The sequence below is a fragment of the Tateyamaria sp. Alg231-49 genome (genome assembly GCF_900143535.1).
Classification (GTDB): domain Bacteria; phylum Pseudomonadota; class Alphaproteobacteria; order Rhodobacterales; family Rhodobacteraceae; genus Tateyamaria.
This window is the reverse complement of the sequence record NZ_FRFA01000014.1, coordinates 1-24686: the sequence shown is the minus strand read 5'-3', so window position 1 is coordinate 24686 and position 24686 is coordinate 1. Positions and strand designations below refer to the sequence as shown.

General features: G+C 58.6%; 26 protein-coding genes and 1 pseudogene. 19 read left to right on the top strand and 8 right to left on the bottom strand.

The genetic code is table 11. The annotated features are described in order from the left end of the window. The first annotated feature begins 157 nt into the window (after positions 1–157). The 6 genes from DHN60_RS17420 (at position 158) to DHN60_RS17395 (ending at position 6506) form a co-directional block, all read left to right on the top strand. Complete coding sequence (locus DHN60_RS17420) at positions 158–808, top strand: SGNH/GDSL hydrolase family protein (RefSeq protein ID WP_108838602.1); 651 nt, start codon at positions 158–160, stop codon at positions 806–808. Between the two features lie 139 nt (positions 809–947). Beyond that, positions 948–1673, top strand: a complete 726-nt coding sequence (mtgA, locus tag DHN60_RS17415) for a monofunctional biosynthetic peptidoglycan transglycosylase (protein ID WP_108838644.1) — start codon at positions 948–950, stop codon at positions 1671–1673. Between the two features lie 55 nt (positions 1674–1728). Continuing rightward, a complete protein-coding gene (locus tag DHN60_RS17410) occupies positions 1729–2394 on the top strand; it encodes a glutathione S-transferase family protein (RefSeq protein ID WP_108838601.1) in 666 nt (221 codons plus the stop codon). A 60-nt stretch (positions 2395–2454) separates the two neighbouring features. Beyond that, positions 2455–3480 (top strand): tRNA epoxyqueuosine(34) reductase QueG, encoded by a 1026-nt coding sequence (gene queG / locus DHN60_RS17405; RefSeq protein ID WP_108838600.1) that lies wholly within the window; start codon positions 2455–2457, stop codon positions 3478–3480. Positions 3481–3490: 10 nt separating this feature from the next. Further along, positions 3491–5482 (top strand): hydantoinase/oxoprolinase N-terminal domain-containing protein, encoded by a 1992-nt coding sequence (locus tag DHN60_RS17400; RefSeq protein ID WP_108838599.1) that lies wholly within the window; start codon positions 3491–3493, stop codon positions 5480–5482. A 55-nt stretch (positions 5483–5537) separates the two neighbouring features. Next, entirely contained in the window at positions 5538–6506 is a 969-nt protein-coding gene (locus DHN60_RS17395) for a threonine dehydratase (RefSeq protein WP_108838598.1), read from the top strand. A 143-nt stretch (positions 6507–6649) separates the two neighbouring features. Here the strand turns inward: DHN60_RS17395 and DHN60_RS17390 are convergent, their stop codons facing one another. The 6 genes from DHN60_RS17390 to DHN60_RS17365 all read right to left on the bottom strand — a co-directional run bounded on the left by DHN60_RS17390 (position 6650) and on the right by DHN60_RS17365 (position 12874). After that, on the bottom strand, positions 6650–7114 hold the full coding sequence (locus DHN60_RS17390) for an Hsp20 family protein (protein ID WP_108838643.1): 465 nt from the start codon (positions 7112–7114) through the stop codon (positions 6650–6652). 130 nt (positions 7115–7244) lie between these two features. Then, positions 7245–8048, bottom strand: coding sequence for a serine protease (locus tag DHN60_RS17385; RefSeq protein WP_108838597.1), 804 nt, complete (start codon positions 8046–8048; stop codon positions 7245–7247). Beyond that, entirely contained in the window at positions 8045–8839 is a 795-nt protein-coding gene (locus DHN60_RS17380) for a serine protease (protein ID WP_234423688.1), read from the bottom strand. The genes DHN60_RS17385 and DHN60_RS17380 overlap by 4 nt, the downstream gene beginning before the upstream one ends. Positions 8840–8919: 80 nt before the next feature. After that, positions 8920–10233, bottom strand: a complete 1314-nt coding sequence (gene glcF / locus DHN60_RS17375; protein WP_108838596.1) for a glycolate oxidase subunit GlcF — start codon at positions 10231–10233, stop codon at positions 8920–8922. A 51-nt stretch (positions 10234–10284) separates the two neighbouring features. Beyond that, the gene (glcE, locus tag DHN60_RS17370; protein WP_108838595.1) at positions 10285–11391 is read right to left on the bottom strand and encodes a glycolate oxidase subunit GlcE; all 1107 of its coding nucleotides are present in this window, start codon (positions 11389–11391) and stop codon (positions 10285–10287) included. 34 nt (positions 11392–11425) lie between these two features. Beyond that, positions 11426–12874 carry an FAD-linked oxidase C-terminal domain-containing protein gene (locus DHN60_RS17365; protein WP_108838594.1) on the bottom strand — a complete coding sequence of 483 codons (1449 nt, stop codon included), beginning with the start codon at positions 12872–12874 and terminating at the stop codon, positions 11426–11428. A gap of 85 nt (positions 12875–12959) precedes the next feature. Here DHN60_RS17365 and DHN60_RS17360 point away from each other — a divergent pair, with 85 nt between their 5' ends. Both DHN60_RS17360 and DHN60_RS17355 read left to right on the top strand, forming a co-directional pair. Further along, entirely contained in the window at positions 12960–13658 is a 699-nt protein-coding gene (locus DHN60_RS17360) for a DUF599 domain-containing protein (protein ID WP_108838641.1), read from the top strand. 37 nt (positions 13659–13695) lie between these two features. Next, positions 13696–14049: a hypothetical protein gene (locus DHN60_RS17355; protein WP_108838593.1), complete on the top strand. Its 354-nt coding sequence runs from the start codon at positions 13696–13698 to the stop codon at positions 14047–14049. A gap of 176 nt (positions 14050–14225) precedes the next feature. Here DHN60_RS17355 and rlmH read toward each other — a convergent pair whose 3' ends face one another. Both rlmH and rsfS read right to left on the bottom strand, forming a co-directional pair. Continuing rightward, on the bottom strand, positions 14226–14696 hold the full coding sequence (rlmH, locus tag DHN60_RS17350; RefSeq protein ID WP_108838592.1) for a 23S rRNA (pseudouridine(1915)-N(3))-methyltransferase RlmH: 471 nt from the start codon (positions 14694–14696) through the stop codon (positions 14226–14228). Positions 14697–14706: 10 nt separating this feature from the next. Then, on the bottom strand, positions 14707–15063 hold the full coding sequence (gene rsfS / locus DHN60_RS17345; RefSeq protein ID WP_234423697.1) for a ribosome silencing factor: 357 nt from the start codon (positions 15061–15063) through the stop codon (positions 14707–14709). Between the two features lie 131 nt (positions 15064–15194). Between rsfS and DHN60_RS22375 the strand changes: the two genes are divergently transcribed. The 11 genes and pseudogenes from DHN60_RS22375 to DHN60_RS17295 all read left to right on the top strand — a co-directional run. After that, complete coding sequence (locus tag DHN60_RS22375) at positions 15195–15392, top strand: hypothetical protein (protein ID WP_159089272.1); 198 nt, start codon at positions 15195–15197, stop codon at positions 15390–15392. A gap of 51 nt (positions 15393–15443) precedes the next feature. Then, on the top strand, positions 15444–16847 hold the full coding sequence (leuC, locus tag DHN60_RS17340) for a 3-isopropylmalate dehydratase large subunit (protein ID WP_108838590.1): 1404 nt from the start codon (positions 15444–15446) through the stop codon (positions 16845–16847). 51 nt (positions 16848–16898) lie between these two features. Next, the gene (locus tag DHN60_RS17335; RefSeq protein WP_108838589.1) at positions 16899–17453 is read left to right on the top strand and encodes an HdeD family acid-resistance protein; all 555 of its coding nucleotides are present in this window, start codon (positions 16899–16901) and stop codon (positions 17451–17453) included. 71 nt (positions 17454–17524) lie between these two features. After that, positions 17525–18130 carry a 3-isopropylmalate dehydratase small subunit gene (gene leuD / locus DHN60_RS17330; protein ID WP_108838588.1) on the top strand — a complete coding sequence of 202 codons (606 nt, stop codon included), beginning with the start codon at positions 17525–17527 and terminating at the stop codon, positions 18128–18130. A 293-nt stretch (positions 18131–18423) separates the two neighbouring features. After that, entirely contained in the window at positions 18424–19260 is an 837-nt protein-coding gene (locus tag DHN60_RS17325; RefSeq protein WP_234423687.1) for a hypothetical protein, read from the top strand. 23 nt (positions 19261–19283) lie between these two features. After that, positions 19284–20273: an endonuclease/exonuclease/phosphatase family protein gene (locus tag DHN60_RS17320; RefSeq protein ID WP_306416018.1), complete on the top strand. Its 990-nt coding sequence runs from the start codon at positions 19284–19286 to the stop codon at positions 20271–20273. Positions 20274–20344: 71 nt separating this feature from the next. Beyond that, positions 20345–21448, top strand: coding sequence for a 3-isopropylmalate dehydrogenase (leuB, locus tag DHN60_RS17315; protein WP_108838586.1), 1104 nt, complete (start codon positions 20345–20347; stop codon positions 21446–21448). A gap of 25 nt (positions 21449–21473) precedes the next feature. Beyond that, positions 21474–22460, top strand: a complete 987-nt coding sequence (locus DHN60_RS17310; protein WP_108838585.1) for a DMT family transporter — start codon at positions 21474–21476, stop codon at positions 22458–22460. 217 nt (positions 22461–22677) lie between these two features. Next, positions 22678–23985 carry a histidinol dehydrogenase gene (gene hisD / locus DHN60_RS17305; RefSeq protein WP_108838584.1) on the top strand — a complete coding sequence of 436 codons (1308 nt, stop codon included), beginning with the start codon at positions 22678–22680 and terminating at the stop codon, positions 23983–23985. Positions 23986–24056: 71 nt separating this feature from the next. Next, positions 24057–24563, top strand: a complete 507-nt coding sequence (gene comD, locus DHN60_RS17300) for a sulfopyruvate decarboxylase subunit alpha (RefSeq protein WP_108838583.1) — start codon at positions 24057–24059, stop codon at positions 24561–24563. After that, a pseudogene (locus DHN60_RS17295) lies at positions 24560–24686 on the top strand (sulfopyruvate decarboxylase subunit beta); the annotation flags it as partial. The gene comD and the pseudogene DHN60_RS17295, both read left to right, overlap by 4 nt.

Below are 24686 nucleotides of genomic sequence, written 5' to 3'. Positions count from 1 at the left end.
CAACAAAGTTTGTCTGGTTTCGACATGAAGATTTTACCAGAATCGGCGATTGGGCGTGAGCAATTAACGCTTTGTAATTAATTAGAGTTTTCTCAAGTTCTGGTGAGCATGGAGTTAATTACTGGCAACGGCCGCCCGTCCGCATATCTGTTTGGCTATGCGATATGTTTTTGCAGTGCTGTTGTGTCTGGCCACACCTTTGGGTGCAGAGCCCCTGCGCGTGCTGGCCATAGGTGACAGTATTTTAGCGTGGCACAAGTGGACAGGCCGCGACATCCCTTCCGTGATGGGTGCGGCGCTGGGCGCGCAGGTGGAAAATGATGCGGTTGCCGGGGCGCGATTTTCCAACACCTCTGGCCTTGGCCGTGCAGTTGGCTTTGACGTGCGGGCACAGTTCCGCACGGGTCCGTGGGACCTTGTTCTGATCAACGGCGGGGCGAATGATTTTCTCGCGGATTGCGGCTGCCGCGCCTGTGACCCGGTACTGGACGGGTTGATCGCACCGGATCTGAGCGGAGAAGTGGCGACCTTGCTGGCCGAAATCCTTGCCAGTGGGGCCAAAGTGATCTGGATGGGATACTATGCCAGTGCGCGGTCCGGCCAGTTTGCCGGGTGCCGTCCCTACCTTGTCGAATATGACGCGCGTCTGGCCCGGTTGGCGGCTCAGACGCCGGGGCTGAGCTTTGTGGACAGTGAGGCGGTGCTGGATCGGGAGGATCGAGGTCATTTTGCCTTTGACGGCATCCACCCTTCACTTGAAGGTGCAAGGCGTATCGGAGCGTATTTGGCGAGATCTGTTAGGCAGTGATGATGCAGGAGTGGTGCGTGCTCCGCTGCTTTGGGACAGGCGACGGGGTGTGTTTCGCGGCTGGTCGATAAGCCACAGCTGTCGGCGGGATGAAATCCTGCTCTACCGCCCTGCGTCGAGACTGTTCTATATGTCCGCCATGGCGAAAAAGAGCAGTGCCAAGACATCGAAGAAGTCACAGAAGCGGTCCTTTGGGATAAAGCGCTGGCTTTTGCGCTGGACGCTGCGGATGGTGTCGGTTGTCTTTCTGCTGGCCGTGGTCTTCACCGCACTTTGGGGGCTGCTGAACCCGCCGACGACGTTCTACATGCTTCAGGAATCACGACGCCTTGGCGGGGTTGAACGTGAGTGGGTCGATATGGAACAAATTGCGCCCATTATGGCCCGGGCCGCTGTCGCCGCCGAGGATGCCAATTTCTGTCTGCACTGGGGTCTGGATGTTTCGGCCATTCGTGACGCAATAGATGCGGGCGGCAATCGCGGTGCCTCGACCATCAGCCAGCAGGTGGTCAAGAACGTCTACCTTTGGCATGGTCGGTCGTGGATTCGCAAAGTGATGGAGGCAGGCATGACCCCGCTGGTTGAGGTCTTGTGGTCCAAGCGGCGTATTCTGGAAGTTTATTTGAACGTGGCCGAGTTTGATGAGGGTGTGTTCGGAGTTGAGGCGGCGGCGCAGCATTATTTCGGTGTGGATGCTGCATCCTTGTCAAATACGCAGGCGGCGCGGCTGGCTGCCATTCTTCCCGACCCCAAAGGCCGGTCCGCCAGCAAACCATCATCTTTTGTACGAAAGCGGGCGGGACAAATCCTTGATGGGGCGGCCACGATCCGCACGGATGGACGCGCACGATGTTTCCAGAGTTGAAAATGTTGCGCCTAAAGTGCATGGATGCCTGACCAGAACTACGCCCGGATAAATCATGGCCCGACTATTTCACGTTCCTCTTTCTCCGTTTTGCCGCAAGGTTCGTCTGAGCCTCGCTGAAAAAAAGATCGAAGTGGAACTGGTTGAGGAGCGATATTGGGACGCCGATCCGGATTTCTTGCGTCGCAACCCGGCGGCCAAAGTGCCTGTTCTGCGTCTTGATGGTGTGATGATGAGCGAGAGTGCCGCCATCTGTGAATATATCGAGGAAACCCGGCCAGAACCGCCATTGATGCCCAAGGGGGCCGAAGCGCGTCTTGAGGTTCGCCGCCTTGTGGGGTGGTTCGATGACAAGTTCCACAACGAGGTGACGTCCAAGCTGCTCTATGAGCGCGTGAATAAGAAAATGATGGGTCAGGGCTTTCCCGACAGCCGCAACGTCAAGGACGGGGCCAAGGCGATCAAATACCATCTGGATTACATGAAATGGCTGCTGGACCATCGCCGCTGGCTGGCGGGTGACGTCATGACGCTGGCCGACTTTGCTGCTGCGGCCCACTTGTCAGCCCTCGACTACATCTCGGACGTGGATTGGAACCGCAGCGAGGTGGTCAAGGATTGGTACGCCAAGATCAAGTCGCGCCCGGCCTTCCGGTCGATTCTGGCCGATCAGGTGTCAGGCTTTCCGCCGCCCAAGCACTACAATGATCTGGATTTCTGATTCTTGGTTCGGACTGGGGTTCCACCCCAGACCCCGTGGTATTTTTAGTCAGAAGAAAACATGGGCCTGAAAGAGGTTCTTGTCGCACGCGCCCTTGAAGAGGGGTTTGTTGCGGCCCGTGTCTGTCGCCCGGATGCTGTGCCTGATGTAGCTGAGCGATTGGCCGCCTTTGTGGAGGCGGGTCACCACGGGCAGATGGGATGGATGGCGGAACGGATGCACTGGCGCGCTGACCCGGCCGCTTTGTGGCCTGAGGCCCGTTCTATCCTTATGCTGGCCGAGAGTTATGCACCGGAATACGATCCGTTAGCAGTTTTGGAGCGTCCTGATCTGGGTGCAGTCTCCGTTTATGCGCAGGGGCGCGACTACCACGATATCGTCAAGAAAAGGCTGAAACGGTTGGGCCGTTGGCTGATTGACGAGGCCGGTGGCCAAATCAAGGTATTTGTGGATACGGCCCCCGTGCCGGAGAAGGCGTTGGGGCAGGCCGCTGGCCTTGGATGGCAGGGCAAGCACACCAATTTGGTGAGCCGTGATTGGGGCAATTGGGCCTTTTTAGGCTCTGTTTTCACGACGCTGGAGTTGGAGCCAGATGCCCAGGAGGTGGATCATTGCGGGTCATGCCGGGCATGTCTCGACGTGTGCCCAACGAATGCATTTCCGGCCCCTTATCAACTCGATGCACGGCGCTGCATTTCGTATCTGACGATCGAGCATAAGGGTCCCATCGATGAAGATCTCCGCACTTTGATGGGCAATCGCATTTATGGCTGTGATGACTGTTTGGCGGTGTGTCCGTGGAACAAGTTTGCCGTCGCTGCCAGCGATATGCGCTATCTCGGGGCCGTCGGCGCACCAACGTTGGCCGAATTGGCGGTCTTGGATGATGCCGGGTTTCGCACGCGCTTCTCTGGTTCACCGATCAAGCGGATCGGACGGAACCGGTTTGTGCGCAATGTGCTTTATGCGATCGGAAATTCAGGCGATCCGCGATTGATTTCGATTGCACAGGGCCTTTGCGATGATCCAGATGGCGCTATTGCGGATGCGGCTCGGTGGGCCGTCACACAGCTTCGTTCGGAGTAAGGGTTAGCTCATGGCCATCTTGTTGGGCGTTGATACTGGCGGCACGTATACAGATGCGGTTTTGCTGCGCGATGAAGAGGTCGTGCTGGCGCGCGCCAAGGCACTCACTACCCGCCAAGACCTCGCCATCGGTGTGGGTGCAGCAGTGCGCGCAGTTCTGGCGCAAGCGCGGATTGACCCGTCAGAAGTCGGGATGGCATCGTTGTCCACCACCTTGGCCACCAATGCGCTGGTCGAGGGCCAGGGTGGGCGCGTTGCCCTGATCTATGTCGGGTTTCGAGCCAAGGATCTTGAGGCGCAGGGCCTCGCCGATGGTCTTGCGGGCGATCCGGTTTGCGTGCTGGAGGGTGGGCATAATCACGATGGTTCAGAGGCGGCCGCATTGGACGAGCAGGCCCTATTAGAATTTTTAGAGACACATAATGAGGACGTGAGCGGCTTTGCTGTGGCTGCGCAATTTGCCACGCGCAACCCTGCGCATGAAGTCCGTGTTGCTGAGCTTGTCCGCGATACCACCGGCGCGCCTGTGTCGGCCAGCCATCAGTTGTCGGCCAAGTTGGGCGGCCCCAAGCGGGCTTTGACTGCGGTGTTGAACGCACGGTTGATTGGGATGATTGACGCGCTGATTGGGCGGGCAGAGGCGGAACTGCGTACCATTGGAATTGATGCACCAATGATGGTTGTCCGGGGAGACGGGGCGTTGATGTCTGCCGCACAGGCCCGGATGCGCCCGATTGAGACTATTCTGAGCGGGCCTGCCGCGTCGATTGTGGGCGCGCGCTGGTTGACGGGGGCTGATACCGCGCTGGTTAGCGATATTGGCGGCACAACCACGGATGTGGCCATGCTGAAGGCAGGGCGCCCGGCCATTGATGCAGATGGGGCGCGCGTTGGCCAGCACCGCACGATGGTCGAAGCGGTGGCCATGCGCACCACCGGCCTTGGCGGCGACAGCGAGGTACATTTCGTGAGCGAAGGTCTGCGTGGAGGCGTGACACTTGGCCCGCGCCGTGTGGTGCCTGTGTCCTTGCTGGCTGTTGAGGCTCCGGATGTGGTTTTGCCCACGCTTGAGGCACAAATGCGAAATACGACGCCGGGCGATCACGATGGTCGTTTTGTGCGGGCAGTGCAGGGCATGCACGCGGGTGGCCTCAGTACACGCGAGGTTGATCTGTTGGCGCGGATCGGGACGGACGTGCATCCGCTGGATGCTGTCTTGCGCACGCGGATGGAGCAGGGGGCGCTTAAGCGCCTTGTGGGGCGCGGGTTGGTCCAGGTGTCGGCTCTGACCCCATCAGATGCGAGCCATGTGTTGGGACGGCTTGAGGCGTGGGATGCGCGGGCTGCGGCCATGGTCTGTCAACTTTTTGGCCGTCGACGTACCGGTGCAGGTGACGTACTGGCCGCAACCCCCGAACAGATGGCACAGATGGTTGTGGATCAACTGACCCATCAGACCGGTGTGGCACTGTTGCAGGCCGCCTTGGCCGAGGATGGGTTGGATGAGGCCCTCGCCACACATGTTCTGATCCAAAAGGGGATGAAGGGGCACCGAGGGGCGATGCGTGTAGACGCCGGGCTTGGTGTGCCGGTCATTGGTTTGGGGGCGTCTGCGGGCACGTACTACCCTGCTGTCGGTGACCTTGTTGGGGCCGAGATGATCTTGCCCGATGATGCGGGCGTGGCCAATGCCATCGGCGCTGTCGTGGGACGTGTCACAATGCGTCACACCGGCACCGTGACATCGCCCAGCGAGGGTCGGTTCCGGGTACACTTGGACAGCGGTCCAGAGGATTTTGCTGGCGCTGACCCGGCCTTGGCACGGTTGGAAGAGACATTGCGGGATCGCGCAATGGCTGCCGCCAAGGCAGCGGGGGCCGAAGAGATAGATGTGCGCGTCCACCGGGATATCCGCACAGCACAGGCCGAAGCCCGCGAGGTGTTTGTCGAGGCGACCCTGACCGTCGAAGCGGCTGGGCGACCACGGGTCGCTGTGGGGTAGGCGGCCCTCTCTGTCGGGTTGCCAAGCGACGAGGTTTGGACTGATAGTTCGGCCTATGCTTGATCTTGCTGACCTCACCGCCGCCGCTAACCTTGTCCACGCCCGGATGCCGCCCACGGCGCAGCACCACTGGCCGCTTCTCAGTGCTGCGGCCAGAGCGGAAGTGTGGGTCAAACACGAAAACCACACTCCCACTGGTGCGTTCAAAGTGCGCGGTGCCATAACCTTTATGGACTGGCTCGTGCGCACGCATCCAGAGGTGCCGGGCATCTGCACAGCGACGCGCGGAAATCATGGGCAGGGGCAGGCGTGGGCAGCGACCACGGCTGGATTGCGGGCCAAAGTCTATGCGCCGCATGGGAATTCTGTCGAAAAGAACGCTGCCATGCGTGCCTTTGGTGCGGAGTTGATCGAGTTCGGCGACGATTTCGATAGTTCCCGGCAAGAGGCCTATCGTGTGGCCGAAGAAGAAGGCCTGTTCATCGTCCCGCCTTATCACCCCGAACTGGTGCGTGGCGTGGCCACCTATGCGTTTGAGTTGTTTACCGCACAGCCCGACCTCGACACCGTTTATGTGCCCATCGGTTGTGGGTCAGGGATTTGCGGTACTATTCTGGCGCGCGATGCTCTGGGTCTTGCGACCAAGGTTGTTGGAGTCGTGTCGGACCGGGCGCAGACGGCAAAGCTGTCCTTTGATGCGGGGCGTCTGATCGAGACGAATTCTGCCAACACTTTTGCGGATGGGATGGCGGTGCGTGTCCCGGTGCAAGAGGCGTTCGACATCTATTCGAAAGGGGCGGAGCGTATCATCACGGTCAGCGACGACGAAGTTGCGGAGGCGATCCGTCTCTATTTCACTGCCACACACAACGTAGCCGAAGGGGCAGGAGCCGCGCCACTTGCGGGTCTGATGCAAGAACGTGATGCAATGGCAGGCCGCAAAGTCGGCGTGATCCTGTGTGGTGGCAACATCGACACGGCATGGTTCCGTACTGTGCTGGCCGGTCAAACCCCACAGGTCTGAAGCGAATAGTTCGACTGTTTTCGCCGGCGCTAACTTCAACCATCATCTGGCAGAAGTTTTTGGGCGAGGTGAACTCGTGCGGGCCGAGCCCCGCGAGTAAGGGTGTGGCCCGATGCACAAGCACCGGGCCTTCATATGGTGACTTAGTTGACGGCCTTGGCGTCGACCACATCGGTCTCAATCGCTTTTTGGCTGGCAATCTGGATCTGGCGTGGTTTCAGCGCTTCGGGCACTTCCTTGACCAGATCGATGTGGAGCATACCATCCACGTGGCTTGCCCCGGTCACGACCACATGGTCGGCCAGATCAAACCGGCGTTCGAACGCGCGTGTGGCGATGCCGCGATGCAGGTAAGATTTCTTCTCATCTTCAGCTTTTTTCGCTGAAACGATCAGTTTCTTTTCCTTTACTTCAACATGAAGGTCCGCATCCGAGAACCCAGCGACAGCGATCGAGATGCGATAGGCATCGTCGTCTGTCTTTTCGATGTTGTAGGGGGGGTAGGTGTTGGCGTTGCTATCAGACGCCAGCGCGCGGTCCATCAGGTCAGCGATTTGGTCAAAACCAACGGTGGCGCGGTAAAGCGGTGCAAAGTCATATGTACGCATTGTAATCCTCACTTGAGCGATGACAGGCGAGCCTTCCACATTGGACAGACCCGCAGGGTTGCTATGGTCGGACCCCGAATGGGCATCCGATAGCATTTATGTGGTGAGGATTTTTGGCCGTTCAAGACCCTTAGGGGCGCACAAACTTGGCGCCTGTGTTGTTGCGGGCGCCACCACCAACGGTGATCCGGCGCACTTGCGCTGTGGGCGGGGCCACTTGCATGCGCAACTGGCCTTTCAGCTCAGTCACCCGCTGCGGCAGCACCATGCCAACAGACCGCTTTTGCCCTTCCATCTCGACCATGCCGGAAATGACGGCCATAATCCGGCCCCGCCCGTTCAGGTGTGAAAACACAGGCGATCCGGACGATCCAAAGGTAACATCACAGTCAAATATCATAGCGTCGCCCAGCTGGTTCAGCATTTGGCACTGTTTTTGCCGCGATTGTGCGTTGGCGCGGTCACGGCCGTAGGACACGACGCTTACCGGGCCCGGCGTGATGCGATCATCGTGGATGTAAAAGGGCGGGACCTCGAAGGTCGAGATCGGTTCGTCCAGCCGGATCAGTGCCACATCATGGGCCACGTTTTGTGTTGTTAACGGGCCTATAGGGTCGAATTTTTCATGCGCCGCCGCACCCCGTGCTGAACGCGTTGCTACGGCATCGCCATCGCGCAGGCCTGCGTGAAAACGGATCGAGTCTGTGGGCCACAACCGGTTTGACCCCGGACGGTAGAGGCAATGCGCCGCCGTCAGGACAAGATCGGGCGCGATCAGCGTGCCAGAACAAAACGCATCGCGTCCAAAATCGATACGACCTACCGCCTTCCAACTGGCTGCGGAATAGTCTGTGTCGAGCGTGCGCAAAGACGTGGTTTGCGCACTCGCCACACCGCCCATCGTGAGGCAAATCAGGATTGCCAGCCACTTCATGGTTTTAGAAACTTTGCGCCAGTGTCATTGCGCATCCCGGGTTGAAGCCTGCGGCTGATCCCGTCCTGCTGGGCCACCATTTCGGCCTGCAATTGGGCCAGAGGCGCGCCCAGCGATGTGCCAAGAGACACCGCTTGCCCCTCGACTTCGGCCTTTGCAGACACGATGGACACGATCTGTACTTCGCCGTCCTGTACCATGAATATCGGCGCTCCTGAGCTGCCTGAATCCACAGTGCAGGAGGTGACCAGCATCCCTTGTTGCAGGGCCAGCACGCTACACAATTCCTGCAATGAGGGCGCTTCGGAACGGCCCGCACCATAGCTGACGACAGCCACTTTGGCCCCACGTTCGGGTTTGGCCTCGGTCGAGAAGGGGCGGATCTTGCCGTTCCGGATCGGGTGATCCAATTGCAACAACGCCAGATCATTGCTGACGCCTTCGGAGCTGATACGGCCGGTATATTCGTATTCGGGGTGGACAACGGCCTGTGTCACCGAACGGTAAGCAGACGCACGTCCATTGCGCCATCCAGCAAGAAACTCGACCTGCGAATGATCGATCCGGGCGCCGGTGTCTTTGTCAAAGAGACAATGAGCCGCCGTCAGCACCATGTTCGTGGCGATCAATGCGCCCGTACAAAAGCCAGTGCCGCCGATGTTCAGACGCCCAACCGCTTCCCATGCTTTAGCTTCATCCCCGTTGGACAGTCTGCGCAAATGCGAGTCCTGAGCCAACGCCGTGGTCGTCACAACCAACGTCATGATCGAAAGGGCCATCCAACGGCGCATAACCAACCTTACTTCGTACCTAATATAACTACACCGCTTTTTGGCAGAACATAGGGGCAGAATTAGGGCAAAAATCGCATTTAGCGCAAAATTGGCACATCGCTGTTGGTGCGATCAAGAGCCGGTGGCCGTGGCCCGCCGCTGGCCCAATCCAACAGTTCCACCGTATGCACCACCGGAACCCCAGCTGCTGACCCGATTTGCATCATGCAGCCGATGTTGCCAGCGGCAATGATGTCGGGGTTTTTGGCCATCAGCGTGTCGACTTTGCGGTCTTTGAGCTGCTTTGAAATCTCGGGCTGCATCAGGTTGTAGGTGCCCGCAGAACCACAGCACAAATGGCTGTCGCGCGGTTCCACGACTTTGAACCCGGCCTTTTTCAGCAGGTCCTTGGGATAGGTCTTGATCTGCTGGCCATGTTGCAGCGAACAGGCGGCGTGATAGGCGATGGTCATGTCCTGAGGGGCGCCGCCGGGCAGGTCCAGTTTCATCAGCACTTCGCTGACGTCCATGGCGATGGCCGAAACGCGGGCTGCGTCTTCTGCCAAGGGTTCATTTCGGAACATGTGCCCGTAGTCCTTGACCGTCGTGCCGCATCCCGACGTATTGATGACGATGGCGTCGAGACCCTCGCCGTCCATTTCACGCGCCCAAGCTGTGATGTTCTTGGCTGCTGTGCTGTGGCTTTCGCTGGTCTTGCCCATATGGTGGGTCAGCGCGCCACAGCATCCTGCGCCCTCTGCCACCACAACTTCGCAACCCAGTCGGGTCAGCAGGCGGATGGTGGCATCGTTGATGTCGGTGTTCAGCGCCTTTTGCGCACAGCCCGTCATCAGGGCCACACGCATTTTCTTCGCTGTTTCGGGTGCAAAGCTTTGTGGATCGTCATTGCGGCTGACAGGCGGGATGTGTTTGGGCGCCATTTCCAGCATCGCGCGCAGGCGCGCATCCGGCATGGCCCAGGCAAAGGGGCGGCCAATCTTGGCGCCCAGCAAGGCCACACGAAAACGCATGGGGTAGGGCAGGATCCGCGCCAGCACCCACCGCAGCACGCGGTCGGTCAGAGGACGTTTGTAATTGTCTTCGATGTATTCGCGCGCATGGTCCACCAAATGCATGTAGTGCACACCCGACGGGCAGGTCGTCATGCAGGCGAGGCAGGACAGGCACCGGTCGATGTGCTTGACGACTTTTTCATCCGGTGTGCGGTCATTTTCCAGCATGTCCTTGATCAGGTAGATGCGTCCGCGCGGTGAATCGAGTTCATCCCCCAGCACCTGATAGGTGGGGCAGGTCGCCGTACAGAACCCGCAATGCACACAGTTGCGCAGGATGTCGTTAGAACGCTGAATGGCCGGTTTGGTCAGCTGCTCGGGAGTAAAACTGGTCTGCATAAGTTCACATCATTCCTGAGGGGTCTGCGCGGTGGACTGAAAGGGTGGACATCACGCCGCCATCAGCCCCGCGTTGAGAATGCCGCGCGGATCGAATCGCGCGCGTAGGGCTGCGCTAAGGGAAGCGACGCCTGTAGATTCGGGTTGGAACACCGAGACACTTGCGCGCAGTGTCTCTGGCGCCTTGATCAGTGTGGCGTGTCCGCCAAGGCCTGCCACAGTTGACTGGATTTGCGCGTGCAATGACGCATCCGCAGCGTCGCGCCCGGCCCAGATCAAGCCGCCGCCCCAATCCATCATGCTGTGCGATCCATCGGGTAAGGCGGCGATAACCGCAGGCCCGTCGCCCGGTTTGACTGAGATGCGCCAGACATGGGCGCAGTCGTGCAGAGGAACCGCGTCGCGCACCCGCGTCCAGTCGCAGTTGTCGCTGCGCACAATCTCTCCGTGCGAGGCCAGAAGGGTGCTTAGGGCATCGGCGCGGTAGTCGACTGAATTGGCGAACCCTTCGAGCCGCAACCAAACCGCTCCGTCGATCCATGCGGCACCTGACACTTCGTAAGGTGATCCGAGTGCCGCGCTCATCGCGGCAATGGCTTGGGCAGGGGCAAGGTCGGCGATAACTAGGGTTGTTGAGGCCTCGACAGCGGGCAGAACCTTGAGGCTGACTTCGGTCAGAACTCCAAGCGTGCCCCATGACCCTGACATGAGCTTAACCAGATCATAACCGGTGACGTTCTTCATCACGCGCCCACCGTTCTTGACCACGTTGCCAGCCCCGTCGACGAAGCGGACCCCGAGGGCAAAGTCGCGGGCCGCTCCGGCCTGAATGCGACGCGGTCCACTGGCATTCGTGGCGATGACGCCGCCGATGGTGGTAGCCCCGGAAGTTCCCAAAAGACCCGTCAGATCATAGGGTTCAAAGGCCAGTCGCTGGTTCTCTTCCGCCAGTTTTGCCTCAATCTCGGCCACTGGCGTGCCCGCTTTGGCAACAAGAGTGAGGGCGCCGGGCTCATAAAGTGTGACGCCGGAAAGCCCGGATACATCCAGAAGGTCGCCCTGTGCGGGTCGCCCGACAGAGCGGGTTCCACCGCCCTTGATGATCAGTGGCCCTTTGGCCGCTTTGACGGCCTCGGCCACTTCGCTTTCGGTATTCATCAGCTTCTCTTCTCTGATTGGAGTCGCGGGGGACTTATTCGGCCGCTATTGCGGTTTTGCGTCGTGTTTCGGAAACGGACAGAGGAAACACCTTGGCCGGATTGAGCAACCATTTGGCATCGAACACATCCTTGATCGCCATCTGCGCTTCCAGATCGCTGGGGGCGTATTGATAGGTCATCAAATCGCGTTTTTCGATGCCAACGCCGTGTTCCCCGGTCAGGCAACCGCCCACCTCGACACACAGTTTAAGAACCTCGGCACCGAACTCCTCGCAAATTTCCAAATCGCCGGGTTTGTTGGCATCATAGCAAATCAGCGGGTGCATATTGCCGTCGCCGGCGTGAAAAACATTTCCGACGGGTAGGCCGTATTCCTTGGACATCTCGCCAATGCGCCGCAGGACATACGGCAACTCGCTGACGGGGATTGTGCCATCAAGGCACATGTAGTCACTCACGCGTCCAATGGCGGAGAATGCCGCCTTGCGACCCGCCCAAATCCGTTGGGATTCCTCGGCACTGGCGCTTTCGCGCAGAGCGACCGGGTTGTGGCGTTTGGCAATCTCGGTGATCAGAGCCAGCTGGTCGTTGATTTCGGCCTCTGATCCTTCGACTTCCACGATCAACAGTGCTTCGCACATTGGATAATCCGCTTTGGCGAAATCTTCGCAGACCTCGATCAGCATCTTGTCCATAAACTCAATGGCCACGGGCAGAACGCCCGCCTTGATAATGTCGGCAACACAGGCCCCGGCGATCTCTGCGCTGTCAAAACCCATCAAAACAGGCCGTGCGCCCTCGGGCTTGTGCAGGATGCGCAAGGTGGCTTCGGTCACAACGCCCAACTGCCCTTCGGAGCCGCAGATGACCCCAAGCAGATCCAGACCACCGGAATCAAGATGCGCCCCACCGATTTCGACCACAGTGCCGTCCATCTGGACCAAAGTGACGCCCATCAGGTTGTTGGTGGTCACACCGTATTTCAGGCAATGCGCCCCGCCTGAGTTCATCGCGATATTGCCTGCGATGGCACAAGCAAGCTGACTAGAAGGGTCGGGGGCATAGAAGAACCCGTCCGATTCGACGGCGCCAGTGACACTCAGGTTTGTGCGGCCAGTCTGCACACGGACAAATCGGTTGTCATAATCAGTCTCTAACACGTCATTCATGCGCGCCACGCCCAGGATCACGCAGTCAGCGGTGGGCAGGGCGCCACCGGCCAGCGACGTGCCAGAGCCACGTGGGACGACTGGCACACCTTCGGCATGACAAATTGCCAAGACCTCAGACACTTCTGCGGTGGTCGATGGCAAAACAGCCACCATTGGGGGGCAGCGGTAAGCGGTCAGAGCGTCGCACTCATAGGCGCGGGTCTCGGCTGGGTCGTCGATCACCGCGTCTGCGGGCAACACTTCGCGCAACCGGGACACAACGCGGGCCTTGCGGGCAAGGACATCAGGATCTGGGATTGGCATTTCCATTGGGCGCTTCCTCTCGAATTGGTAAAATAATATGACCAATTTTCACCAGATGCAATCTCAATCGTTGCGGTGTAAGAGCGCAGGCATGACTTGGATCGATCGTATTGCTCTTTTTTCCACGCTTGATGGCGCTGCATTGGCTTTGCTCGTGATCATCTGGCTTGGGATTGGCTGGCGGATCGAGCTTTCCTCTGCCCGCCACCTATCCACGTCGCAAATCATGGCAGGGTATCGGCGCGAATGGATGCGGCAAATGATTACGCGTCAGCCTCGCATTTTCGACGCGCAGGTTGTGGCCAGTTTACGACAAGGCACCGCATTCTTTGCCTCCACATCAGTGATCGCGATTGGTGGCACACTCGCAGTTATCGGGAATGCCGACCGGGTGACGGCTGTCGCCAATGACCTGACCTTGATGGATACGCCTGCCTTTGTTTGGGAGATCAAACTTGTCGTTTTGGTCCTGTTTCTCAGCAACGCTTTCCTGAAGTTCGTTTGGGCGAACCGGTTGTTTGGGTATGCAGCCGTGGTAATGGCGGCTGTCCCCAATGACGTGAGCGACAGCTTGTGCGAACCCCGCGCTATGCAGGCGGCAGAGGTGAATGTCGCCGCTGCCCGGTCGTTCAACCGCGGTCTGCGCTCGGTCTATTTCGGTCTCACTTGTGCAGCGTGGCTGGCTGGACCGGTGCCGTTGATCATCGCAACTCTGTTCACTCTTGGGGTCATCTGGCGACGGGAATTCGCATCCAAGTCGCGCGACATTCTGCTGGGCACACAGACGTGACAAGACAAAGCAGGATTTATCCTTCTAAAGTCACAACATGAAACGCCTAATCCTTATCCTTTCCTTGCTGGCCAGCCCACTGTTTGCCGAAGAACCAGTGATAGAAAACGTGACTGCCACGCGTACCGCGCCGGAAACTTATCGCTTTGATGTCACGATCCGACACCCGGACACCGGCTGGGATCACTATGCCGACGGATGGCGCGTGCTGGATATGGACGGAAATGAGCTGGGCATACGCGTGCTGTTCCACCCGCACGTCAATGAACAACCTTTCACCCGTAGTCTTGATGGAGTGAAAGTTCCCAACGGCACGACACAGGTTCAGGTTCAGGCACGCGATCTGCCAGAAGGCTGGAATGTGGGCACGACGATTGTAGAGCTGCGCTAGATTGAAAGCGCAACAGGGGGCCAGCCCCCTCGGCCTACGGCCTCACCCCCGGGATTTTTTAAATCAGAGAAGGAGGGACGCGCAGTGTCTTGTTCTGACCAGAAATACCATTGGGGAGTCCGAAGGACGGGGCAAAGCCCCCAAAAACATGTCGTCGCCGCAAGGCGGCATTCGGATTACGCCCTGTGGTAAGGCGACCCGGCGAGGATGGAGGCAGCGCGGTAGAACTGCTCGGACAGCATCACGCGCACCAGCATATGTGGCCAGACCATCGCCCCGAAGGAGAGCAGATGGTCAGCCTCGGCCCGCAGACTAGGGTCTATGCCGTCTGCACCCCCAATGACAAAGGCGACATCGCTGCGTCCCGCGTCTCTCCACCCACCAAGGCGTTTGGCAAAATCGGGCGAGGGTTCAACCCGGCCCCGTTCATCAAGACAGCAGATCAATGCCCCCTTGGGCAGCGCGCGGCGCAACAGATCGGCCTCGGCCGCCATCCCGCCGCCTTTGCGGTCTTCGACCTCGACGACAGACAGGGGGCCCAAGCCAAGGGCCCGGCCCGTTCTGTCAAATCGGGTGGTATAGTCAGAGATCAGGTCGGCCTCGGGCCCGCCGCGCAGGCGGCCCACAGCACAGATATGTACGCGCATCAGGGCGGCGTCAGTTGGTCGTGGTCGGTTGCCACATCTTCTCGAGTTGATAGAACTCGCGCACTTCAGGGCGGAAGATGTGGACGATCACGTCGCCCGTATCGATCAGCACCCAATCGCCAGTGCCCTTGCCTTCGGTCCGGGCAACGACTCCGAATTCGCCCTTAAGGCGCTCGACCAGCTTTTCAGACATCGCAGCAACCTGACGTGACGAACGGCCCGAGCAGATGATCATGTAATCACCAATCTCGGTCTTACCGCGCAGATCAATCTGCACCACGTCTTCGGCTTTGTCATCAGAGAGAGAGGAAAGGACAGCCGCAAGGAGTGTCTCGCTTGTGGCTTGCGTTTTGGCTGTGGCGATCATGCCAGCAGCCCCATCAGCGGCGCGTACCGCTTCGGCAGAAATTGACAGGACATTGTCCTCCTTTTCATCGCGCCGCCCAAATCCCCGGCGCTGGGACACCCCTATGCTAACAACGCTGGGGTGACATTTCAATGAATGCTGCATCTGATCGCAATGTGACGCGCCGTCTGCTCAATTGGATGGCAGCTGGCCCAACGCAGCGCTTGCTTGATTGGTTGGGGGAATCCCGCTACAGCGTCCGCATGAACCGCCTCTTTGACATGGATGACCGCGCGCGTTTGCGCGAACGCTTTTTCGGGGCGACGCACACGGTGCTTGCGCGCCTATAAGGCCGCGCGCCCGTTATCCATTCAAACACCGCACATCAAAGGGAGAGGACCATGTCCCCCAAAACGCTCTACGACAAAATCTGGGATGCCCACGTCGCCCACGAGGCCGAAGACGGCACCTGCCTGCTTTATATCGACCGGCATCTGGTGCACGAAGTCACAAGCCCGCAAGCCTTTGAAGGGCTGCGTATGGCAAACCGCCCTGTGCATGCACCGGACAAGACCATCGCTGTGCCGGATCACAACGTGCCCACAACGCCGGGCCGCGATGATCCCAAAAACATGACGGAAGACAGCGCCATTCAGGTCGCTGCCCTCGATAAGAATGCCAAAGACTTCGGGATTCACTACTATCCAGTGTCCGACATCCGTCAGGGTATCGTTCATATCGTCGGCCCCGAACAGGGCTGGACCCTGCCCGGCATGACCGTGGTGTGTGGCGACAGCCACACGGCCACACACGGCGCCTTCGGCGCGCTGGCTCATGGCATTGGCACGTCCGAGGTCGAACACGTTCTGGCCACTCAGACTCTGATCCAGAAAAAATCCAAGAACATGAAGGTCGAGATCACCGGCAAATTGGCCCCCGGTGTCACAGCCAAGGACATCACTCTGTCTGTTATCGGTAAGACCGGAACCGCAGGCGGCACTGGATACGTGATCGAATATTGCGGTGAGGCAATTCGCGATCTGTCCATGGAAGGGCGCATGACCGTCTGCAACATGGCGATCGAAGGCGGCGCGCGCGCGGGCCTGATCGCGCCTGACGAAAAGACATTTGCCTATTGCAAAGGCCGCCCGCACGCCCCCAAAGGCGCGCAATGGGAAGCAGCCGAAGCATGGTGGAAAACGCTCTACTCTGACGATGACGCCCATTGGGACGAGATCATCACGATCAAGGGCGAAGACATCGCACCCGTCGTCACATGGGGCACGTCCCCCGAAGACGTGCTGCCCATTACGGCAAACGTGCCGGCAGCTGACGATTTCGAAGGTGGCAAGGTGGGCGCGGCGCAACGTTCGCTCGACTACATGGGTCTCACACCGGGCACACCACTGACGGATATCGAGATCGACACTGTCTTTATCGGGTCCTGCACCAACGGGCGGATCGAAGATCTTCGCGCTGCCGCCGAGATCCTCAAGGGCAAGAAAATCGCGGTCAAACGGGCCATGATCGTGCCCGGCTCGGGCCTCGTGCGCGCACAGGCCGAAGAAGAAGGTCTGGCTGACATCTTCAAAGAGGCTGGCTTTGAATGGCGTCTTGCTGGGTGTTCCATGTGCCTTGCAATGAACCCTGATCAGTTGAGCGAGGGGGAACGCTGCGTGTCGACCTCCAACCGCAACTTTGAAGGGCGACAGGGATACAAAGGTCGTACGCATCTGGTGTCGCCCGGCATGGCTGCAGCAGCGGCAATCACAGGACGGCTGACGGATGTCCGCGAATTGATGTAGACTCAGGTGACGTTACTACACCTAAACTAATCCAAGAATTGGAGCACTAAGATGAAACTCTGGGTAAAATGGCTGGTACTGGGCGTTCTTTCGATCGTATTCGGTATTTTTGTTCTGGCAAACCCGATTGCCGCTGGCGCCACATTGACGATGATCATTGGGTTAATGTTTATCCTGATGGGGGCTGCGCAAATCTATGCCGGCTGGCAAGCAGACGACAAATCGTCCCGATTTATGGGCATCGGCCTCGGCATACTCATGGTGTTTCTGGGTGTTTCGTTTGCGTTCAACCCATTGGAAGGCCTGATCTCTCTGGCGATGCTCGTTACGATCCTGATCGGGTTGAACGGTGTGACACGGATCATGACCGGCTATCAGATGAAAGACACGCCAATGTTCTGGCCGATGCTGCTTTCGGGCGCCGTGTCGATCCTGCTCGCGGGATACATCATCGCGAATTTCGCAGAGGTCGGACCACAGTTGCTGGGCATCCTGTTGGGTATTGAGTTGCTTTTCAATGGTGCCGGGCTGGTTGCGCTGGCGGTCTTCCTGCGTTCCGCCAAGGGTGCCGTTAAGGCAAAGCTTGAAGAGCGGTTCGAAAAATAAGTCGGCCCGAATGGTCCAAAAGACAGGGTGGGGGTTCTCCCCCACCACCTTCCTAGGAAAGACTAACGAAGATGGATAAATTCGACACACTCACCGGGATCGCGGCGCCCATGCCGCTGGTCAATATCGACACCGATATGATCATCCCGAAACAGTTCCTCAAAACGATCAAACGTTCGGGTCTTGGCGTGAACCTGTTTGACGAGATGCGCTTTGACCGTCAGGGCAACGAAAACCCTGACTTTGTTCTGAACCAGGATGCCTATCGCAAGGCTGAGATCCTGGTGGCAGGCGAAAACTTTGGCTGCGGGTCCTCGCGTGAACACGCGCCTTGGGCGATCAAGGATTTTGGCATTCGCTGCGTGATCTCCACCAGCTTTGCCGACATTTTCTACAACAACTGCTTCAAGAACGGCATTCTGCCCATCACGTTGCCCGCCGAAGCGGTCGATGTGTTGATGAAGGACGCCGAAAAGGGCGCGAACGCGCGCATGACAATTGATCTAGAAGCGCAGACCGTGACGACATCAGACGGTGAAGTGTTCAACTTTGAGGTCGACAGCTTTAAGAAACATTGCTTGCTCGAAGGGTTGGATGACATCGGTCTCACCATGGCCAAGGCCGATAGCATCAAGACTTTCGAGGCTGAAGCCGCGCAAGCGCGTCCTTGGGTGTGAAGGCTTGCGCCACCACCTAGGCTAGAAATTGGATGCTGCTATGCGTCCCGCAAGGCCCAAGCACAACATCTTGGGTCTTGCCTAAAACCCGCCTTACAAATGATGCACAAAGGCACCACCCCCTCCCTCAAATTGCCCCAGCTATTACGTTTCAGTAAACACAAGACTTGAGCGACCGGGTCAATCAAGGCACAAATGGGGCAACAATGAGGCACCCACCTGACCCGGTGGGATCAAGTTGGGACAAGCACGCGGCAACGTATCGCGGCTGACCAGTTTGAAGGGAACGAGACGTGATAGCACGACTATACGGTGCCGCGATACGCGGTCTACTTATGGCGTTAATGATCGCCATTCCGGCGCTTATTGTGCCCGGGATGACTGCGGACGCGACACAAGCCACTGTTCTAATTGCGCTTTTGGCGTCTTTCCTGACATTCGTCGAGTATAACTCCATCAGTCCCAGCATTGTAGAATTTCGCGATGCCGCGCCATTCAATCGCCTGCGCTTTGCGGCTTTGTTTGCCACGGTCTTCATGCTCAGCATGATTTGCAAGGGTCAGGTTGACCCGACATTGACCACAAAGGCGCTGACATCCGTCGGCACAATTGTGGGCAACAGCATTGATTTCCCCTACTCGCCGGTGCGGATGGTTGTGCTGACCCTGCCTGCGGGAACGGACTATGAAGTGGTCGAGATCGTGCGCACTGCGGCCGGCCTGGCGTATCTTGCTTCGCTCAGTGTGATGGCGGCCTTCCTTGTGTTGGTGCGTATTCTTGGCTGGCCCTCGCGCAAGGGCGCATTCAACGTATGGGTGAATTTGCCCATGTTTGACCCGACCACGGGCGGGGATGTGTTGAACCGCCTGAACCGCGATGCACGCATCAACATCGCCTGTGGCTTCCTGCTGCCATTCGCCATTCCAGCGGTGGTCAAACTGGCTGCTGATCTGATAAACCCGATCTCGCTTGAGAACCCTCAAACCCTGATCTGGACAATGAGCGCATGGGCCTTCCTTCCTGCCAGCATGATCATGCGCGGCATTGCCTTGCAGCGGATCGCAGAGATGATCCGCGACCAGCGCAAGCGGGCCTACGCCACCGCAGAGAACGAGCTTCAGGTCGCCTGATTGCGTGGCTGCTGTGCCTGATCGTGGGCACAGCCGCGACCGCAGACACTCTGCGCATCGCCACATTCAACACTGAATTGCAACGCGACGGTCCCGGCCTATTCCTGCGTGATCTGGCGCGGGGTGAGGACGAGCAGATCGACGCTGTCCTTGCCGTCATTGCAACAGCAAATGCCGATGTGCTGGCGCTTCAGGGAATTGATTACGACCTGACAAGCGAGGCGCTTAGCCGTTTTGCAAAGGCTGCCGGATATCCTCACCACTTTGCGCTGCGCCCCAATACGGGCATGCCAACCGGCCTTGATATGGATGGCGACGGTCGCCTTGGCGGTCCGAGAGATGCTCAGGGCTATGGGCGATTTTCGGGGCAGGGTGGGATGGCAATCCTATCTCGCCTGCCGATCGACGCGCGTAACGTGCAGGATCTGTCCAGTATCTTGTGGCGCGATGTGCCGGGAGCCTTGCTGCCGAACGTGGATGGCGCCCCGTTCCCGAGTGAAGAGGCGCAGGCGATCCAACGCTTGTCGACCACAGGCCACTGGGTTGTTCCGATCATCGGCCCCAATGGCCCCTTCGATCTGCTGACCTTTCATGCCAGCCCGCCGGTCTTTGACGGTCCCGAGGACCGCAATGGCGAGCGCAACCATGATGAGATCATGCTGTGGCTGAAACTGCTGGATGGAACGGTGGGCACAGCCCCGACCGGCCCCTTTGTCATTGCGGGGGATGCCAATCTGGACCCGGTGGATGGATCCGGGATCAAGGCCGCAATTGAGGCTCTGCTTGGCGCCCCTGACTTGCAGGATGTCGCCCCGCGCGGCCACTTTGGCACCGACACGGTGGACTGGGACGACCCGGTTCCCGGTGATCTGCGCGTTGACTACGTCTTGCCATCGACCCACTGGCGCGTGATTGACAGCGGCGTTTTATGGCCTGACCCTGACGACCCGATGGCGGACACGGTGGCCATGGCCAGCCGACACCGCCTGATCTGGGTTGATCTGGCTTATTAGGGGCGGCCTTATTGACGCCGCACCCCAGCGGGCGTAGTCGAACCTCAACATCGATTTGAGGAGTCCTGAACATGTCCAATCCTTCGCTATTAATCCTTCCCGGTGACGGCATCGGCCCCGAAGTAATGGATCAGGTTGTTCGCGTGATCGACTGGTTCGGTGCCAAGCGGGACCTGCCCTTTGACGTCTCAACCGATTTGGTAGGCGGCGCTGCGTATGACGCGCATGGCACGCCTCTGCATGACGACACGATGGCCAAGGCGCTTGAAGTGGACGCGGTGCTGTTGGGCGCTGTGGGCGGACCTGCCTACGACGATCTGGATTTTTCGGTGAAACCCGAACGCGGCCTTTTGCGCCTGCGCAAAGAGATGGACCTGTTTTCTAACCTGCGCCCGGCCCAATGCTTTGACGCGCTGGCGGATTTCTCGTCCCTCAAGAAAGACATCGTCGCCGGCCTCGACATCATGATCGTGCGCGAACTGACGTCTGGCGTCTATTTCGGAGAGCCGCGCGGCATCTTTGAAGAAGGCAACGAACGTGTTGGCATCAACACCCAACGCTATACCGAAGGCGAGATCGAACGCGCCGCTCGCTCGGCCTTTGAACTGGCCATGAAGCGCAACAAAGAGTTGTGCAGCATGGAAAAAGCCAACGTGATGGAAAGCGGCATCCTGTGGCGCGAAGTTGTGACCAAAGTGGGCGAAGAGTACCCCGAGGTCGAACTGTCCCACATGTACGCCGACAACGGCGCGATGCAGCTGGTGCGTGCGCCCAAGCAGTTCGACGTCATCGTGACCGACAACCTGTTTGGCGACATCCTGTCCGACTGCGCGGCGATGTTGACTGGATCGCTCGGAATGCTTCCCTCGGCCAGCCTTGGTGCGCCGATGGAAAACGGGCGGGCACGCGCGATGTACGAACCCGTGCATGGCTCCGCCCCTGACATCACCGGGCAAGGCAAGGCGAATCCAATCGCCTGTATGCTCAGCTTTGCCATGGCTCTGCGCTACTCCTTTGATCAAGGCGACGAGGCCGCGCGGCTTGAAAACGCCATCGAAAAGGTGCTGGCAGATGGGGCCCGCACCGCTGATCTGATGGGCCCCGAGGGTGGCACGCCACTGTCTACGACTGAAATGGGTGACGTGATCCTCGAAGCGTTGGACGCCAGCCTCTAGCCAACCCGCGAAAGGGTCTGCAGAAATGTCTCCGAATGCCAAAGGTGCCATTCTGTCCCTGATCGCATTCGGCGTCTATGCGACCCACGACGTGTTTATCAAAACACTGGGGGCCACATATTCGCCGATCCAGTTGGTGTTCTTCAGCGTTTTGCTCAGTTTTCCACTGGCGACGATCAATCTGATGAGCGAACGCGCGCCCGGCACGCTGATGCCCGTGCATCCTTGGTGGATTGCGCTGCGCACAATCGCAGCCGTGATCACGGGGTTTTCAGCATTTTACGCCTTTGCCAATCTGCCTCTGACGCAAACCTATGCGATCCTGTTTGCTACGCCGCTGATCATTACGGTCCTGTCCATTCCAATCCTTGGCGAACAGGTGCGTCTGCCGCGCTGGCTGGCTGTGCTGGTCGGTCTGATCGGAGTCCTTGTGGTGTTGCGCCCCGGTGCGGGAACCGAACTGGGCCTTGGGCATGCAGCAGCCCTACTCGCTGCGTTTACCGGGGCGTTTGCGTCCATCGTGTTGCGCAAGATTGGTGCGGACGAACGCCCGGTGGTGGTGATGTTGTACCCGATGGTGGCCAACTTCCTCGTCATGGGTGCAATGTTGCCTTTCGTTTATCAGCCCATGCCCCTGATGGATCTTGCCTTTCTGGCGGTCATCTCTGTCCTTGCCTGGACCGGGGGCAGGGTGATCATCACTGCCTATCAGACAGGCGAAGCAGCCATCGTGGCCCCAATGCAGTATTCCCAAATCCTCTGGGCCACCGTTTATGGGTTCATCTTCTTTAACGAAGCACTGGATCTTTACACAGGTGTGGGCGCGGCCATCATCATCGCCTCGGGCCTCTTCATCGTGTTCCGGGAAAGCCGCGGCGGCAATTCGACCAATACACCGGTTCTGCGCACGCGCACCCGAATTGGAACGCCGGCGGCCTTTCGCGTCAGCGACCTGATGAAAAGTGGCCGACACCGGGACAAAGAATCAAAGCCAGAAAAGCTACCGGAATAACCCCTGTCCGGCTTCGTCTGAGGACGAAGTTTTAAGTAGTCTGAACGTCCAGTTTCATGAATGCGAAATGGGTTGCGATTGAGGCTCATGCGCTTGCGTCGCTGCTTTGTGACAGCATACCTTTGCACATTCTTCGCAGTCTCTGCCCAAGGCTGGTTCAGACGATCGCGTACCCGACATTAGACCATCACCCGCTCAAGGCCAGGACCCTCAAAAAATGACCCGTGAATACCTGAAAAAAGCGACCCTGACCGCAAAGTCCGACGCATCCGAAGTGCACGAGACAGTAAAGACCATTCTCGATGACATCGAAGCAGGTGGGGATGCCAAAGCGATGGAATATGCGGCCCGTTTTGACGGTTACGAGGGCAACATCCTCATGACCGAAGCTGATATTGAGGCCGCATGTGCACTTGTCCCTGAAAAGCTGAAATCTGACATTCGCTTTGCCCACGACAACGTGCGCCGCTTTGCCGAGCTGCAAAAAGGCACAACAACAGATGTGGAGATGGAGATCAGTCCCGGTTTTGTCGCTGGGCAAAAGGTGATCCCGGTTGATGCCGCCGGCTGCTATGTGCCCGGCGGGCGCTATAGCCATATCGCCAGCGCGATCATGACGGTCACCACCGCCAGCGTTGCAGGGTGCCGTAGCATCACTGCCTGTTCACCGCCTCGGCCCGGTGTTGGGGTGGCTCCGGCCATCGTCTATGCCGCCCATATCTGCGGGGCGCACAACATTCTTGCCATGGGTGGTGTTCAGGGTGTGGCGTCGATGACATTTGGTCTGTTTGGCTTGCCAAAGGCCAACATACTTGTGGGTCCCGGTAACCAATTCGTAGCCGAGGCCAAGCGCATCCTGTTTGGTCGTGTGGGTATCGACATGATCGCAGGCCCCACTGACAGCCTGATTCTGGCTGACAAGGACGCGGATGCACATATCGTTGCCACCGACTTGGTCAGTCAGGCCGAGCATGGGTACAATTCCCCTGTCTGGTTGGTCACGGACAGTCGTGATCTCGCCGTCAGGGTGATGGATTTGGTCCCGGGCCTTATCGACGATTTGCCAGAGTTGAACCGCGAAAACGCATTCGCCGCGTGGCGCGATTATGCTGAGGTAATTGTATGCGAAGATCGCGAGGACATGGCCGCCTGCTCCGACGAATATGCGCCGGAGCATTTGACTGTACAGGCCGATGATCTGGATTGGTGGCTGGAGCGGTTAACTTGCTATGGGTCCCTGTTTCTTGGCGAAGAGACAACCGTTTCATACGGTGACAAGGCGACAGGCACGAACCACGTTTTGCCGACCTCGGGGGCTGCGTCCTATACGGGTGGCCTGAGCGTCCATAAATATATGAAGATCGTCACTTGGCAGCGCGCGACCCGCGATGGATCGCGACCCGTGGCTGAAGCGACGGCGCGTATTTCCCGGTTGGAAGGGATGGAGGGGCACGCCCGTGCCGCCGATGTCCGCCTTGCCAAGTACTTCCCGGGTGAGAATTTTGATCTGTCCGCAGATGGGTGATGCCCCATCGCTTTAAGATCTGACTGATTTAGGGCCTCTTGCAGGCCAAACCTAGAAAGGCCCACCCAGACATGAACATAGACAAAAAGATCACGGATGATCTTGTTGCGAACGGTATTTCCTTTGTCACGACGGTGCCGTGCAAACAGCTGGCCGGTGTGATCGACGAGATCGACGCGCGTGACGAGATTTTCCACATCCCCTCCAACAAAGAAGACGAAGGCATGGGCCTGTGCGCGGGTGCCTATATGGGCGGCAAACGCCCCGCCATCATCATGCAGAACACCGCCATTGGAGTCACGATCAACACACTGGCCACGCTGATCCAGTACTACCGGATGCCGCTGCCCATGCTGATCTCTTATCGCGGAGAGTTGCGCGAACCTGTCGCCTGCCAAGTCGAAATGGCCGTCCACACCAAGGCGCTGCTGGCCCAGCTGAACATCCCGACCTACCACTTCCACTGGCAGAAAGATGTCGAGGAGTTGGACAACATCCTGAAATACACCTTCATGTGCAACAAACCGGTGGCGATCCTGACGGACGCCAACTTCTGGGGAGGCTATGGCGACCAATGATCCGTTCTGAAATCCTGCGCGAGATCGCGCCCATCCTTCGTGACCAGCTGGTTGTCTGCAACATTGGCCTGCCCAGCCAGGAACTGCACATGATCGACGATCAGCCCACCAACTTTTACATGC